General features: G+C 66.3%; 12 protein-coding genes. 4 read left to right on the plus strand and 8 right to left on the minus strand.

The genetic code is table 11. From position 1 onward, the window contains the following. Position 1: 1 nt before the first annotated feature. Genes HDC29_RS09155 through HDC29_RS09185 form a run of 7 tightly spaced genes read right to left on the minus strand, consistent with a single transcriptional unit; the run spans position 2 to position 8574 of the window. Complete coding sequence (locus tag HDC29_RS09155; RefSeq protein ID WP_179496408.1) at positions 2-1354, minus strand: NAD(P)H-hydrate dehydratase; 1353 nt, start codon at positions 1352-1354, stop codon at positions 2-4. Between the two features lie 32 nt (positions 1355-1386). Further along, complete coding sequence (locus HDC29_RS09160; RefSeq protein ID WP_179496410.1) at positions 1387-1776, minus strand: hypothetical protein; 390 nt, start codon at positions 1774-1776, stop codon at positions 1387-1389. Next, positions 1773-3632, minus strand: a complete 1860-nt coding sequence (gene ilvD / locus HDC29_RS09165; protein WP_179496412.1) for a dihydroxy-acid dehydratase — start codon at positions 3630-3632, stop codon at positions 1773-1775. Before ilvD ends, HDC29_RS09160 begins: the two co-directional genes overlap by 4 nt. Before the next feature lie 59 nt (positions 3633-3691). Beyond that, positions 3692-4423, minus strand: coding sequence for an N-formylglutamate amidohydrolase (locus HDC29_RS09170; RefSeq protein ID WP_179496414.1), 732 nt, complete (start codon positions 4421-4423; stop codon positions 3692-3694). Continuing rightward, the gene (locus HDC29_RS09175) at positions 4420-5268 is read right to left on the minus strand and encodes a 4-(cytidine 5'-diphospho)-2-C-methyl-D-erythritol kinase (RefSeq protein ID WP_179496416.1); all 849 of its coding nucleotides are present in this window, start codon (positions 5266-5268) and stop codon (positions 4420-4422) included. The genes HDC29_RS09170 and HDC29_RS09175 overlap by 4 nt, the downstream gene beginning before the upstream one ends. After that, on the minus strand, positions 5265-6902 hold the full coding sequence (locus tag HDC29_RS09180; RefSeq protein WP_257018130.1) for a tetratricopeptide repeat protein: 1638 nt from the start codon (positions 6900-6902) through the stop codon (positions 5265-5267). Before HDC29_RS09180 ends, HDC29_RS09175 begins: the two co-directional genes overlap by 4 nt. 16 nt (positions 6903-6918) lie before the next feature. Then, positions 6919-8574 (minus strand): electron transfer flavoprotein-ubiquinone oxidoreductase, encoded by a 1656-nt coding sequence (locus HDC29_RS09185; protein ID WP_179496418.1) that lies wholly within the window; start codon positions 8572-8574, stop codon positions 6919-6921. A 118-nt stretch (positions 8575-8692) separates the two neighbouring features. On the opposite strand from HDC29_RS09185, the gene HDC29_RS09190 reads away from it, so the two are divergent. From HDC29_RS09190 to HDC29_RS09205, 4 genes are all read left to right on the plus strand, one after another. Next, positions 8693-9481 carry a uracil-DNA glycosylase family protein gene (locus HDC29_RS09190; RefSeq protein ID WP_179496420.1) on the plus strand — a complete coding sequence of 263 codons (789 nt, stop codon included), beginning with the start codon at positions 8693-8695 and terminating at the stop codon, positions 9479-9481. Between the two features lie 12 nt (positions 9482-9493). Next, on the plus strand, positions 9494-11260 hold the full coding sequence (locus HDC29_RS09195) for a lytic transglycosylase domain-containing protein (protein WP_257018131.1): 1767 nt from the start codon (positions 9494-9496) through the stop codon (positions 11258-11260). Next, entirely contained in the window at positions 11250-11774 is a 525-nt protein-coding gene (gene moaB / locus HDC29_RS09200; RefSeq protein WP_179496424.1) for a molybdenum cofactor biosynthesis protein B, read from the plus strand. The genes HDC29_RS09195 and moaB overlap by 11 nt, the downstream gene beginning before the upstream one ends. A 76-nt stretch (positions 11775-11850) precedes the next feature. After that, on the plus strand, positions 11851-12909 hold the full coding sequence (locus HDC29_RS09205; protein WP_179497412.1) for a PA0069 family radical SAM protein: 1059 nt from the start codon (positions 11851-11853) through the stop codon (positions 12907-12909). Here HDC29_RS09205 and HDC29_RS09210 read toward each other — a convergent pair. After that, positions 12906-14510 carry a long-chain fatty acid--CoA ligase gene (locus HDC29_RS09210; RefSeq protein ID WP_179496426.1) on the minus strand — a complete coding sequence of 535 codons (1605 nt, stop codon included), beginning with the start codon at positions 14508-14510 and terminating at the stop codon, positions 12906-12908. The genes HDC29_RS09205 and HDC29_RS09210 overlap by 4 nt on opposite strands. Positions 14511-14574 lie beyond the last annotated feature (64 nt).

Consider the following 14574-nt stretch of genomic DNA (forward strand, 5'->3'; position numbering starts at 1 on the left):
GTCAGTCCCTTATCAGATCATCCGCTACAAGGCCGGGGCCTATATGCGTGGCGCGCGCAATATGCCAGCCCACCGCGGCGACCGCGGCATCGAAAGCATCGCCCCCCCTTGCCAGCATCGCGCCGCAAGCACCGGCCAGTACGTCGCCCGTCCCCGCCGTCGCCAGCCACGGGCTGCCCGGCCATGCGGCCGCAACGCGGCCGTCGGGCGCGGCGATGATCGTATCGGCGCCCTTGTAGACAACGACCGCCTGCGTGCGCGCCGCGGCCGCCTTGGCGCGATCGATCTTGCTGCCGTAAAGCTGCGGAAAGGCGCGCGCGAACTCGCCTTCATGCGGGGTCAGGATGGCTTTTCGGGGTGTTTCGGCCAGGCGCGGCAGCGCCGCGTCGATGGCCGCGGCGTCGAGCACCAGCGGCTTGCCCGAATCGAGCGCCGCCTCCACGTCGAACAACAACTCGTCGCCCGCCGGAAACCCGGGCCCGATGACGACCGCGCCGACGCGCGGATCGTCAAGCCGTTCGCCGAACTTCTCGTCACTCTCGGCGATGATCGCCGAAAAGGGCGCCCGCTCGCTGCCGTCGAGCACGACATAGCCTGCGCCCGCCCGCAGCGCCGCTGCGGCCGTCAGGCCGGCGGCGCCGCGCATCGGTCCGGCAAAGACCAGCACCATCCCGCGCGTGAACTTGTGCGCCGCCGCCTCCGGCTTCCTCCCCCGCGCGTCCGGCAGCGTCCACATCACCTTGTTCGCCGATATGCCGATCGGCGCGAGCAGGACGCGGCCGCAGGCGGGTGCGGTCGGAAGCAGGACATGCGCGGGCTTCAGCGCGCCAAGCGCCAGCGTCACATCGGCGCGAAGCGGCGGGATCCAGTCGGCCGCACCGTCGCTGTCGATCCCGCTCGGGACATCGACCGCAAGGATGCGCCGGTCGGAAAAATGGCCGAGGATGGCGGCGAGCTCGTCCGAGATCGTCCGCGACAGCCCGACACCGAAAAGCGCATCGACGATCAGTGGCGCAGGCGCCAGGCGGCCATCGACAGCCTCGACCGGTCCGCTCCACCCTGCGCGCGCCGCCTTCGCCAGCTCGGTCGAGGGTTCGGCCAGTGCGGCGACGCGCACCGCCGCTCCGCGCTCGGCGAGCATCCGCGCCGCGACATAGCCATCGCCGCCATTATTGCCAGGGCCGCAGAGGATGAGGATGGGCGCTCCCGCCGCCATCCGCCAGGCCGTATCGGCCACCGCTGCACCCGCAAGCTCCATCAATTGCGATAGCGAAGTGCCTTGGATGGCGCAGGCGGCCTCGGCTTCGCGCATCGCACTCGCGGTCAGGATCGGGGCGTCGGCAGGAACGGACATGATGCCGCCCTATCACGATCGCGCGACAGCGCCTACTTGGCGCCGCCCGTATTCGCCGGCAGGCGATAGCGGTCGTGCCCGATCGCCACCTCGATCATATTGTCGCCGATGATCGTCACCTTCGCCGGCTCGGCACCGTCCGCCGACACGACGCCGCGGCCGTCGGTCGTGACCTGCAGGCGCCGGTATCCGACATTGGCGCGCCCGACGACGAGGACCGCACCATTCTCGCCGCTCATTTCCTCGACGGTGCAGGTGCGATCGAACAGCTTCGCGCCCTCGAGCGCGCACTCGATGCGGCCATTCTCGGCAGCTTCGCGCGAACCGCGTGCCTCGGCCTCGGCAAGGTCGCCATTGTCGGGCGCGCGATTGCAGCCCGCGAGCGCGAGCAATGTCAGCGCGATCCCCCCGAGTCTTTTCATCCCTTGCCCTTCAGCTGCGACAGGTCGCGGACAGCGCCGCGCGCTGCACTCGTCGTCATCGCGGCATAGGCCTGAAGTGCTACCGAAACCTTGCGCAGGCGCGCTTTCTCGGGCTGCCAGGCGGTATCGCCCTTGGCTTCCATCGCGGCGCGGCGCTCGGCCAGCACGCTGTCTGCGACCGCAAGCGTGATCGTCCGCGACGGGATGTCGATGTTGATCAGGTCGCCATTCTCGACCAGCCCGATCGCGCCGCCCTCGGCGGCTTCGGGCGAGACATGGCCGATCGACAGGCCCGACGTGCCGCCCGAAAAGCGCCCGTCGGTGATCAGCGCGCAGGCGGCGCCGAGGCCCTTGGACTTGAGGTAGCTCGTCGGATAGAGCATTTCCTGCATGCCCGGTCCACCCTTCGGCCCTTCGTAGCGGATGACGACGACGTCGCCCGTCTCGATCTGCCCGGTAAGGATCCCCGCGACCGCCGCGTCCTGGCTTTCATAGACTTTTGCCGGACCCGAAAATTTCAGGATGCTCTCGTCGACGCCCGCGGTCTTCACGATGCAGCCGTCGAGCGCGACGTTGCCCGACAGCACCGCAAGCCCGCCATCCTTGCTGAACGCATGGTCGGCCGAACGGATCACCCCCGCCTCGCGGTCGAGGTCGAGGCTATCCCAGCGCCGGTCCTGGCTGAACGCCGTCTGCGTCGGCACCCCACCCGGCGCCGCCATGAAGAATTTCTGCACATCGGGGTCGTTCGTCCGCGAAATGTCCCATTTGTTGAGCGCATCGCCCAGCGTCGCACTGTGCACCGTCGGCAGATGCGCGTGGATCAGCCCCGCGCGCTCCAGCTGGCCGAGGATTGCCATGATCCCGCCAGCGCGGTGGACGTCCTCCATATGGACGTCGCTCTTCGCCGGCGCGACTTTTGACAGGCACGGCACGCGGCGTGACAGCCGGTCGATGTCGGTCATGGTGAAATCGACCCCTGCCTCGAACGCCGCGGCAAGCAGATGGAGCACGGTGTTCGTCGACCCGCCCATTGCGATATCGAGGCTCATCGCATTTTCGAACGCCTCGAAGGTCGCGATATTGCGCGGCAACACGCTATCGTCGCCTTCCTCATAGTGGCGCTTGCACATCTCGACGACGATCCGCCCCGCGCGCAGGAACAATTCCTTGCGATCGGCGTGCGTCGCGAGCGTCGAGCCGTTGCCCGGCAGCGACAATCCCAGCGCTTCGGTCAGGCAGTTCATCGAATTCGCCGTGAACATCCCCGAGCACGAGCCGCAAGTCGGGCACGCTGCACGTTCGATATCGGACACTTCCTCGTCGGTATATTTCTCGTCGGCGGCGGCGACCATCGCGTCGACGAGATCGAGGGCGACTTCCTTGCCCTTGATCACGACCTTGCCCGCCTCCATGGGCCCGCCGGAGACGAACACCACCGGAATGTTGATCCGCAGCGCCGCCATCAACATGCCCGGCGTGATCTTGTCGCAGTTCGAAATGCACACCATCGCGTCGGCGCAGTGCGCGTTGACCATATATTCGACGCTGTCGGCGATCAGGTCGCGGCTCGGCAGGCTGTAGAGCATGCCGTCGTGCCCCATCGCGATGCCGTCATCGACCGCGATCGTGTTGAATTCCTTGGCGACCCCGCCCGCCGCTTCGATCTCGCGCGCGACCATCTGGCCAAGGTCCTTGAGGTGGACGTGGCCGGGAACGAACTGGGTAAAGCTGTTGACCACCGCGATGATCGGCTTGCCGAAGTCGCTGTCCTTCATCCCCGTCGCGCGCCACAGGCCGCGGGCGCCGGCCATATTGCGACCGTGGGTGGTGGTACGCGAACGATAAGAAGGCATTCCCGATATTCCTAGTAATATTATTTCACAGATTGACGTCGAGATGCGCCTCTACACGCCTATGTCGCGATGTTCAACGCCACTTTCTTGCACATGCGCCCGAGACTTTCGGCAAACAGTGCCTGCCCTGCCTCATCGCCGACCAAATCCTGCCGCATCTCGATCCCGACGTAGGGAATGACATTTGCCTCGGCGTGCCGGTTCATCGTCGCGTTGAGCAATTTGCCCGAATAGGGCTGCTGGTCACCGACATTCAGCCCTTCGGCCTCCAGCGCGGCAATGGCAGCCGCAGCAAGACGATCGTCCTCATTATAGAGCACCCCGACATGCCACGGACGCGCCTGGTCGGGATGCGCAGACAGCGACGGGGTAAAGCTGTGCAGCGAGAGGATCATCGCCGGCCGATGCGCTGCAATCGTCGCGGCGATCTGGTCGTGATAAGGCCGGAAGAAGCGCGCCAGCCGCGCCTCGCGCCCTGCATCGTCGAGTGCATTGCCTGGCACTGCATGGCCGTCGCTCGCGATCGGCAGCACCTCCGGAGCATCTTCCTCGCGGTTACAGTCGACGACGAGGCGCGACACGCCGCCCAGGATCGCCGCGTCGACCGCGCCGCTTTCGACGAGCAACGCCGCGACCTCGGCGACGCCAATGTCGATGGCGATATGGTTCGACAGCAACGCGCGATCGATGCCCAGATCGACGTCGTCCGGCACATGGGCCGACGCATGATCCGCGATCAGCAGCACGCCCCCTGCCCGCGCCTCGCCGATCTGCCGCCATGCTTCGCTCACCTTAATGCTCCTGCCATCAGCCACCAGTCCGGACGCTGCTCCGCCAGCAAGGCTGCCGCCGCATCGCGCTCGGCCGTCGCGTCGAACAGCGCGAAACAGGTCGCGCCCGACCCCGACATGCGCGCCAGCCACGGCCTGAGTGCGCCGAGTTCGAGCAATATGTCGGCGATCGCGGGGCACTGTGCGGTCGCCGGGCGCTGCAGGTCGTTGCGCGCGCCCAACAATTGCGCGCGCAGGTCGGCTCCGGTGAACAAGGGCCCGCGATCGATCCCGTCCCAGGCGGCAAACACCGGCCCCGTCGCGACCGGCTGCCGCGGATTGACGAGCAGCACCGGCGTACCGCCGAGCCGCAGTTCGGGCACTGGACTGAGTTCCTCGCCGACCCCGACGCCAAGACAGGTCGTGCTCGCGACACAGGCGGCGATATCCGCGCCGAGCGGGCTCACGACCCGCGCAAGCGTCGCGTCGCCCAGCTCGGGCAGGAAATGCGCCCGGATAAGCCGCGCCATCGCCGCCGCATCGGCCGACCCGCCGCCGATCCCTGCGGCGACCGGAAGCGCCTTGGTGAGCGTCACCGCCAGCGGCGGCACGCGGTCGGCGCCGTAGCGCGCGCGGAGCAGTGCGATCGCTTTCATCACCAGATTGTCGCTGTCGGCGCGCAACCCTGCGGCGAACTCTCCCTCGATGGCGAGGCTGTCCGCTTCTGCAAGCTCCGCCGCGATAGCATCTCCCCCATCGACAAAGGCGAACAGCGTCTCGATCGCATGATAGCCGTCGGCCCGCCGCGCCCGGACGTGCAGCGCGAGGTTGATCTTGGCCCAGCCGGTCTCGCTAAACGCCGTCACGGCGCCGTCGTGGCGGGGGTCAGCCCGTCGCGCAGCTTCGCCTCCAGCCGCGTCGCCATCTCCGCCTCGGCCAGCAGCGCCGCGGCGCGCCAGTTATACCGCGCCCGGAACTTCTGGCCCGCCTTCCAATAGGCATCGCCCAGATGCTCGACGATCACCGGATTCTCGGGCTCGCCTCGCTGCGCCCGCTCCAGCAGATCGACCGCATCGTCGGTCCGTCCCGTCAGGAAATAGGCCCAGCCCAGCGAATCGCTGATGCTCGCATTCTGCGGCTCGCGATGCCAGGCGGCTTCGATCCGCGCGAGCGATTGCGGCATGTCCTTCCGCCGTTCGAGCGCGGAATAGCCGGCAAAATTCAGTATCGACGCGTCGCCGGGCCGCAACGCGACGGCCTGCTCCATCAGCACCGCCGCTTCGTCCCAACGCCCCGCCTGCAGCAGCAAGTCCGCACGCGCGATCAGCAACGTCCCGCGCAACGCCCGATCGCCTTCGTCGTCGCCCAGTGCCGCCCCGAGCCGCTCATAGGCGCTCGCGGCCGCCGCAGGGTCGCCCGAACGCCGCGCGATATCGGCGAAGCGGACAAGCAGCCCACGCGCGGGATTGGCGTTGGCGGCGGTCTCGGCAAGCGCCGCCGCGCCCGCAAGCTCGCCGGCATCGGCCATCAGTTCGGCGCGGCGCATCGTCAACACGGCCGGCAACGCCTGACGGCCGGTGTCGAGCAGCGCCATCGCGTCTTCGGACTGGCCGTTGCGGTCGAGCGCCTCGACGAGCGTCGCCCGCACCGCCCAATCTTCGTCGTTGAGCCAGTACGCCGCGCGCGCGAACAACAAGGGCAGCTTGGTGCTGCCGTTCGGAGTCCGCGCAAGGCCGTCGGCCAAAATGCCCAGCCATTGCGCCGTGCCCGCCCGCGGCGTCGAAACCGGCTGGTCGGGAAGCAGCAGCATCGGATCTTCGCGCTGCCCCGACGCGAGGGCGATCCGCCCGCGCAGCCGCTCGGCCGCCTCGCTTTCGCCCGCCTTGTCCAGCGTCGCGGCGACCCGCATGGCGACAAGTTGGCTCGTCCGGTCTGTCAGCGTGATACCGTCGGTCAGGGCTGCGGCCGAATCCGCACGTTTCGCCGCGATCTGCACAAGTGCGACCTGCAGCGTCAGCGCGGGCTCTGGCCGCGTCCGGCTGTTGACCGCCAGCAGATGCTGTTCGGGGAAATTTTCGCGCGCGCCGACGTCGATCCACGCATTCACCGTCGGCAGGATCAGCCGCGCGATGGTGTCGGCACCCGCCTTGTCGGCGCGGCCCGCCATATAGGAGCGCGCCGCCTTCCAGTCAGACCGGCGCATGGCATCGACCATCAGCACCAGTTGCGCGTCGAAACGCCGCTCGCCCGCCGCCCACAGGCGCTGCGCCGCATCGTGCGCGGAGTCGAGATCGCCCGCCTCGATCGCTTGTTCGAGCATCCGTCCGCGGATACCCGGCAGGTCCGGCGCCGCACTCGATACGGCGGACAGCGCCGACAGCGCGGCTGCCGGTTCGCCGCCCTCTTCCGCCAATCGCGCCTGCACGAGCGCGTTGAGGATCATGCCGCTATCGTCGGCGGCTTGCGCGGGCATCGCCGCCGCAAAGGCGGCAGCGATCAAAAGGAAGCGCGCGGGCTTACATGTTCGGGTAATTTGGGCCTCCGCCGCCTTCAGGGGTGACCCAGTTGATATTCTGGGTCGGGTCCTTGATATCGCACGTCTTGCAATGGACGCAATTCTGCGCGTTGATCACGAATTTCGGATCGCCTTCCTCTTTGCCGACGATCTCGTAAACCCCCGCCGGACAATAACGCTGCGCGGGCTCGTCATAAAGCGGCAGGTTATAGGCGACCGGGATCGACGGATCCTTGAGCTGGAGGTGGACCGGCTGGTCTTCCTCATGGTTGGTGTTCGAGATGAACACCGAGGACAGGCGGTCGAAGGTCAGCACGCCGTCGGGCTTGGGATAGTCCGGTTTCGGCATGATGTCGGCGCGATAGAGACTCTCGTTGTCCGGATGATGCTTCATCGTGAAAGGGACTTTGATCTTCAGCGTTTCGAGCCACATCGTGATGCCCGACAGGATCGTCCCCGCAAGGTCGCCATATTTCTCGACGAGCGGCAGCACGTTGCGCACGACGCTCAGTTCTTGTTTGACCCAGCTATCGTCATAGGCGGCCTGATAGGCATCGAGCGTGTCGCTCGACCGCCCTGCGGCCACCGCCGCGAACGCGGCCTCGGCGGCCATCATACCCGACTTCATCGAGGTGTGAGTGCCTTTAATGCGCGGGACATTGAGGAAACCCGCGCTGTCACCGATCAGCGCGCCGCCCGGGAAGGCGAGTTTCGGCACCGACTGATACCCACCATCGCTGATTGCGCGCGCGCCATAGGAAACGCGCTTTCCGCCCTTCAATATCTTCGCGATCTCGGGGTGCGTCTTCCACTTCTGCATCTCCTGGAACGGGGAGATGTGCGGGTTGCGATAGTTGAGCCAAGTCACGAAACCCAGCGCGACCTGCCCGTTCGCCTGATGATAGAGGAAACCGCCGCCGTTGGCGTTCTGATCAAGCGGCCAGCCCTGCGTGTGGATCACGCGCCCCGGCGCATGGTTCGCGGGATCGATATCCCAAAGTTCCTTGACGCCAAGACCATAGACCTGCGGTTCGCAATCGGCGTCGAGCGCGAATTGCGGCTTGAGCATCTTGGTCAGATGGCCCCGCACACCCTCGGCGAAGAAGGTATATTTGGCGTGGAGTTCGAGGCCGGGAGCATAATCGGCCTTGTGGCTGCCGTCGCGCGCGACACCCATGTCGCCCGTCGCAACGCCTTTGACCGATCCGTCCTCGTTGTAGAGGATTTCGGCGGCAGGAAAGCCGGGAAAGATTTCGACGCCCAGCGCTTCGGCCTGCTCGGCAAGCCAGCGGCAAAGATTGCCGAGGCTGCCCGTATAGGTGCCCTTGTTGTGCATGAAACCCGGCGAGATGAGCTCGGGCAGGCCGAACTTCTTGTTCTTGGTGAGAATCCAATGCTGGTTGTCGTTCACCGGCACCTCGGCGAGCGGACAGCCCTGGTCGCGCCAATCCGGCAGCAGCTCGTCGAGCGACTTCGGGTCGATCACCGCGCCCGACAGGATATGCGCGCCGACTTCGGACCCCTTTTCGAGGATGCACACCGACAATTCGCTGCCGGCTTCGTTCGCCAGTTGTTTGAGGCGGATCGCCGCCGAAAGCCCCGCCGGACCCGCGCCGACGATGACCACGTCATAGGGCATCGATTCCCGTTCGCTCACCGCAAATACCTTTCTGCCGTCCCTGCGCGGACATTCATCGTGCCCCGCGCTCATTCTGTCACGATTTGCGATGCCCGCCAATTGACGCGTCCGTCAACTGCCTGTTTGAAACAAAATCATGGGCGGGCGAAACTCTGCGTTGCTGGCGGAAAGCTATTGTGACTGGTGGTCCTTGGCGGGCGTCGATGCGCTTGTCGGTGAGGCGCCGGCGGGATGGCTGGTCGTGCCGCCCGCAAATGACCCCGCGGCCGCCAAGCCAAAACGCGTCGCCGACATCGAGCCCGAACCGCTCCCGCTGCCCGCTGTGCTCCAGCGACAGGAAGCGCCCGAGGCGTTCGAGCCGAAAGGGCCGGTCGTGTTTCCCGACGACTGGGAAGAATTCCAAGGCTGGCTGGCGACCAGCGCCGATGTGCCTGGCAGCCAGTGGGATGCGCGCCGCGTGCTCCCGGTGGGCGACGCGGGCGCGCCGCTGATGCTGCTCACCGCCTGGCCCGAACTCGACGACCAGCAGGGCGGAACGCTCTTTTCCGGCGGCGCGGGCAAGCTGCTCGATGCGATGCTGCAGGCAATCGGCATGGCGAGGGCAGACTGCTATGTCGCGAGCCTTGCCGTCACCCGCCCTGCCGGCGGCCGCTGCGACGACAAGGACGCCGCCGAACTCGACCGCCTGCTTTGGCATCATTTGCGGCTGGCACGGCCCGAACGGTTGCTGCTGATCGGTAGCGACATCGTTCGCATGGCCGCCGCGACCGCACTTCCCGACGCGCGCGGAAAGTTACTCGATATTAACCAAAGCGGCGCCACGATGGAGACGGTGGCTGTGGCGCATCCCGTGATGCTGCTCGCCCGCCCCGCGCAGAAGGCGGCGGCGTGGGATAGCCTGAAACTGTTCAACCGGGGACGTTGACAGATGCGGAATATGACCAAGATCCTTCTTTCCCGCGCCGTTCTGGCGCTTTTGCTCACCGCGGCTCCTGCATTCGCTGCCGATGCCGGGGGGCGCGATTTCGTATCGGCACCGCAGACGGTGCCCGAAATTCTTTCGTCGAAACAGAAACAGCTTTACACGCAGGTCCTTGGCGCGATCCGCGGCGAGCGCTGGGCCGACGCAAAGGCGCTGCTCGATAGCGCGGAACAGGATGCGAAGGGTGGCCCGCTTACCGATTTCCTGCGCGCCGAACTGTTGACCGCCGCGAACAGCCCGCGCGCCGAAGTCGCAGACATCATGCCGATTCTTTCGCGCTCGCCCTATTTGCCGCAAGCCGCACAGCTTGGCCGCCTCGCGACCAGGCGCGGCGCGACCGATTTGCCGACCCTTCCCTTCGAGGCGCGTCTCGCCTGGGCGGGCAGCGCGCCGCGCCGGCTCGGCGCGGACAGCGTCAGCGACCCGGCGGCGGTGCGTCTCGCGGCGACGATCCCCGACCGGATCAAGAATGACGATCCCGCGGGCGCCGAAACGCTGCTCAACGCCGTCATCGACCAGCTCAGCCCGGCGGCCCGCGCCGAATGGACGCAAAAGGTCGCCTGGTCCTATTATATCGAAAATGACGACCAGAATGCGCTGCGCCTGTCGCTCGCCTGCACCTCGGCCGGCGGCGCCTGGGCGACGCAGGGCGCGTGGGTGCAAGGCCTCGCATCGTGGCGGCTGCGCGATTACCGCACCGCGCTTGCCGCGTTCGACCGCGTCGCAAAGGAAGCACCCGACAGCGAACAGCGCGCCGCCGCTTATTACTGGGCTTCGCGCGCCGCCGTTGCGGCGGGCCAGCCCGCATTGGTGCAGCCGCGCCTGCGCGCCGCCGCCGCCAATGAGGAAACCTTCTATGGCCTGCTCGCGACCGAATCGCTCGGCGTCGAAGCGGCGAGACAGCGCGAGAATGTCCGCCCCGATCGCAGCGCCTGGCGCGCGCTCGAGGAACAGCCCAACGTCCGCATCGCGATGGCGCTCACAGAGATCGGCGAGGAGGTCTACGCGGGCCAGGCGCTGCGCCACCAGGCCCAGATCGGCAATCCCGACCAACACGCCCAGCTGATCGCTATGGCGGGCGCGCTCAGCCTGCCCGAAACGCAGCTCTATCTTGCCCACAACACCCCCCACGGCCGCAAGCCGGCTGCCTTGGCCCGCTATCCGCAGCCCAAATGGGAACCCAATGGCGGGTGGAAGGTCGATCCCGCGCTCGTGTTCGCCCACACGCTTCAGGAATCGCGTTTTCAGCGCGCCGTCGTCAGCAGCGCGGGCGCGACCGGGCTGATGCAGGTGCGCCCCGGCACCGCGCGCGACATCGTGCGCTGGGAAGGCGCGGTCGCCGCGCTCGGCGACCTCAAGACGCCCGCGGTGAACATGGATCTCGGCCAGCGCTACCTGCAATATCTGAGCCGCGAACCCGCGACGGGCGGCCAGTTGCCCAAGGTCATCGCCGCCTACAACGCCGGCCCCGCGCCGGTCGCGCGCTGGCAGTCCGAGATCCGCGATAATGGCGATCCGCTGCTCTACATGGAATCGATCCCCTATTGGGAAACGCGCGGCTATGTCGGCATCGTGCTGCGCAATTACTGGATGTACGAGGCGCAGCAGGGCAAGCCTTCGGTCAGCCGCGCAGCGCTCGCCCAAGGGAAATGGCCGCGCTTCCCGGACGGCAAGGACCGCACGCGCCTTTCCTATGCCGGCGATTTCGCGAATGCCGATTGACGACAGCCTGGCGTTCAAGCCCGTCCGCATCGCGCTCCTGACGATTTCGGACAGCCGCAGCGCAGCGGATGACCGTTCGGGCGACAAGCTTGAGGAATTGCTGACCGGCGCGGGCCATATCCTCGCCGCGCGCGCGCTGATCAAGGATGAAACCGACCTGATCGTCTCGCGCCTCCACAACTGGATCGACGATCCGGCGGTCGACGTCGTGATCACCACCGGCGGTACCGGGCTCACGGGCCGCGACGTGACGCCAGAGGCGCTGCACCGGCTCGACGGCAAAGAAATCCCCGGCTTCGGCGAATTGTTCCGCTGGCTCAGCTACCAGACGATCGGCACCTCGACGATCCAGTCGCGCGCCTGCGCCGTCGTGGCACGCGGCACCTATATCTTCGCGCTGCCCGGCTCGACCGGCGCGATCACCGACGCGTGGGAAGGCATCTTGTCGACCCAACTCGACAGCCGTCACAAGCCCTGCAATTTCGTCGAACTGATGCCGCGACTGACCGAATAACCAGTTTGTTCTTTATTTGTTCCCACCGGAGGATTATCCTCTCCCGGTGGAATCGTCCAAACCCCTCCCTCCCATCATGGGCCGCGGCGCGCCGACCAATTTGCGCCCGACGCGCACGGGGTCGGCCGCGCGAGTCCTCGACGGCGACTGGCTCGATGCGGCGGAGGACATCGACGGCGAAGCGCCCCGATTGCGCACGACGGTCACGGTCGAGCATCCCAAGACGATCATATCGCGCAATAAGTCGCCCGACATCAGCTTCGACCGCTCGATCAACCCCTATCGCGGCTGCGAACATGGCTGCATCTATTGCTTTGCGCGCCCGACGCACGCCTTCCACGACCTTTCGCCGGGGCTCGATTTCGAAAGCAGGCTCTTCGCAAAGCCCGACGCGGCAAAGCTCCTGCGCGCCGAACTAGCCAAGCGGGGCTACAAGGCGGCACCGCTCGCCATCGGCACCAACACCGACGGTTATCAGCCGATCGAACGTGAATGGGGCGTCACCCGTTCAGTCATCGAAGTGCTCGCCGAAACGCGGCATCCGCTGATCATCACCACCAAATCGGATCGCGTGCTCCGCGACATCGACCTGCTCACCGACATGGCGCGCGACAATCTGGTGGGCGTCGCGGTATCGGTGACGACGCTCGATACCGGGATTGCGCGCACGCTCGAACCGCGCGCGCCGCATCCGAAACGCCGCCTCGCCGCGATCCGCAAGCTGATCGACGCGGGCGTGCCGACGCAGGTCAATATATCGCCGATCATCCCTGCGATCACCGATCACGAGATCGAGGCGATCATGCAGGCCGCTGCCGAAGCGGGCGCGATCCGCGCCTCCTATATCCTGATGCGCCTGCCCTTCGAGGTCGCGCCGCTCTTTCGCGCTTGGCTTGCCGCCCATTATCCCGACCGCGCCGACAAGGTCATGCACATGGTGCAGGACATTCGCGGCGGGCGCGACAACGATCCCGATTTCTTCACGCGCATGCGCGGCCATGGCGTCTGGGCGCAGCTCATCCGAACCCGCGTCAAACGCGCCGCGCGCGAACATGGCATGGACTGGAGCTTCCCGGCCATCCGCAGCGACCTGTTCCGCCCTCCCGAGCGGGATGGGCAGATGGAACTATTCTAGGCCGCCGTCAGCGACCGCAGCTTGTAATCCTTGTAATCGTCGCGGATCTGGCGCTTCAAGATCTTGCCCGTCGCGGTGTGCGGCAGCTCATCGACGAAGACGATTTCGTCGGGCAACCACCATTTGGCGACCTTGTCCTTGAGGTAATCGACGATCGCCGCCTCGCTCGTCTCGGCGCCCGCCTTCTTCACGATCAGCAGGATCGGCCGCTCGTCCCATTTGGGGTGATAGACTCCGACCGCCGCCGCCTCCTGAACCCCCGGCGCGCCAACCGCGGCATTTTCCAGTTCGATCGAGCTGATCCATTCGCCGCCCGACTTGATCACATCCTTTGCGCGATCGGTGATCTGCATGACCCCGTCGGGGTGGAGCACCGCGACGTCGCCGGTGTCGAACCAGCCCTCGGCGTCGGCCGCATCGCTATCGGCTTTGAAATAGCGCTGGATGATCCACGGGCCGCGACATTGCAGGCGCCCGCTCGTCTCGCCGTCGCGTGGCAATTCGCCTCCCTCGTCATCGACGACGCGCAGCTCGACACCGAAGGGCGGGCAACCCTGTCGCGTGACAATGTCGACCCGCTCGTCGAAGCCCATCTCGTCCCAGTTCCACGGCCTCTTGCCCATCGTCCCGATCGGCGAGGTTTCGGTCATCCCCCAAGCATGGCCGACGTCGATTCCTGCCTTCATGAACCGCTCGATCATGGCACGCGGCGCCGCCGAGCCGCCGATGATGACGCGGTAAAGCTTGCCATAATCCATGCCCGTCGCGTCCATATGCGCGAACATCGCGAGCCACACTGTCGGCACGCCCGCACTGTGCGTCACGCCCTCGTCGTGCATCAGGTCGCACAATATCCGCGCATCGTTAGTCGCGGAAAAGACGAGCTTCGCGCCGACGGTCGCGGCGGCGAAAGGAATACCCCAGCTGTTCGCATGGAACATCGGCACGATCGGCAGCACGACGCTGCGGTTCGACATGTCGAACACGTCGGGCTGGATCTCGGTGATCGCGTGGATGACGTTCGAGCGATGCTCGTAGAGGACGCCCTTGGGATTGCCGGTCGTGCCACTGGTATAGCAAAGCCCGACCGGATCACGCTCGTCGAGCTCCACCCATTCGAAATTGCCATCCTCGACATCGATCAGGTCGCGGTACGACAGATAGCCCTCCCGCGCCGGCGCATCGAACAGGATGAAATGCTCGACCGTCGGCAATTGGCTCCGCAGCCGCTCGACGATCGGCAGGAACATCGCGTCGAACAACAGCACGCGGTCCTCGGCGTGGTTGATGATATAGACGAGCTGCTCGTCGAACAGCCGCGGGTTCACCGTATGCAGCACGCCGCCCATCCCGGCGGTGCCGTACCAGCTGACCAGGTGATGACCATGGTTCATCGCCAGCGTCGCGATGCGGTCGCCCTTCGTAATCCCCAGTTTCACCATCGCGGCGGCGAAACGGCGTGCATCCTTGCCGACCTCACCCCAGTTCGATCGCGTCGTGCTGCCGTCAACCCACCGCGACACGATCTCGCGTCCCGCATGTTCGCGAGCGGCATGATCGATCAGGCTGGTGACGAGCAGTGGCTGGCCCTGCATTCCCATGGTGCGGCATCCTCAATTATATCGTTGCCCCCCATGGATAGGGTCGAAAACCGCCGATATGCAA

Source organism: Sphingopyxis sp. JAI108 (genome assembly GCF_013410105.1).
Taxonomy (GTDB): domain Bacteria; phylum Pseudomonadota; class Alphaproteobacteria; order Sphingomonadales; family Sphingomonadaceae; genus Sphingopyxis; species Sphingopyxis chilensis.

Excerpts from the sequence above, each read along its gene's own strand:
- HDC29_RS09160 (WP_179496410.1), bottom strand. The coding sequence starts at position 1,776 with ATGAAAAGACTCGGGGGGATCGCGCTGACATTGCTCGCGCTCGCGGGC.
- HDC29_RS09190 (WP_179496420.1), top strand. The coding sequence starts at position 8,693 with ATGGGCGGGCGAAACTCTGCGTTGCTGGCGGAAAGCTATTGTGACTGG.
- HDC29_RS09155 (WP_179496408.1), bottom strand. The coding sequence starts at position 1,354 with ATGTCCGTTCCTGCCGACGCCCCGATCCTGACCGCGAGTGCGATGCGC.
- HDC29_RS09195 (WP_257018131.1), top strand. The coding sequence starts at position 9,494 with ATGACCAAGATCCTTCTTTCCCGCGCCGTTCTGGCGCTTTTGCTCACC.
- moaB (WP_179496424.1), top strand. The coding sequence starts at position 11,250 with ATGCCGATTGACGACAGCCTGGCGTTCAAGCCCGTCCGCATCGCGCTC.
- HDC29_RS09205 (WP_179497412.1), top strand. The coding sequence starts at position 11,851 with ATGGGCCGCGGCGCGCCGACCAATTTGCGCCCGACGCGCACGGGGTCG.
- HDC29_RS09210 (WP_179496426.1), bottom strand. The coding sequence starts at position 14,510 with ATGGGAATGCAGGGCCAGCCACTGCTCGTCACCAGCCTGATCGATCAT.
- ilvD (WP_179496412.1), bottom strand. The coding sequence starts at position 3,632 with ATGCCTTCTTATCGTTCGCGTACCACCACCCACGGTCGCAATATGGCC.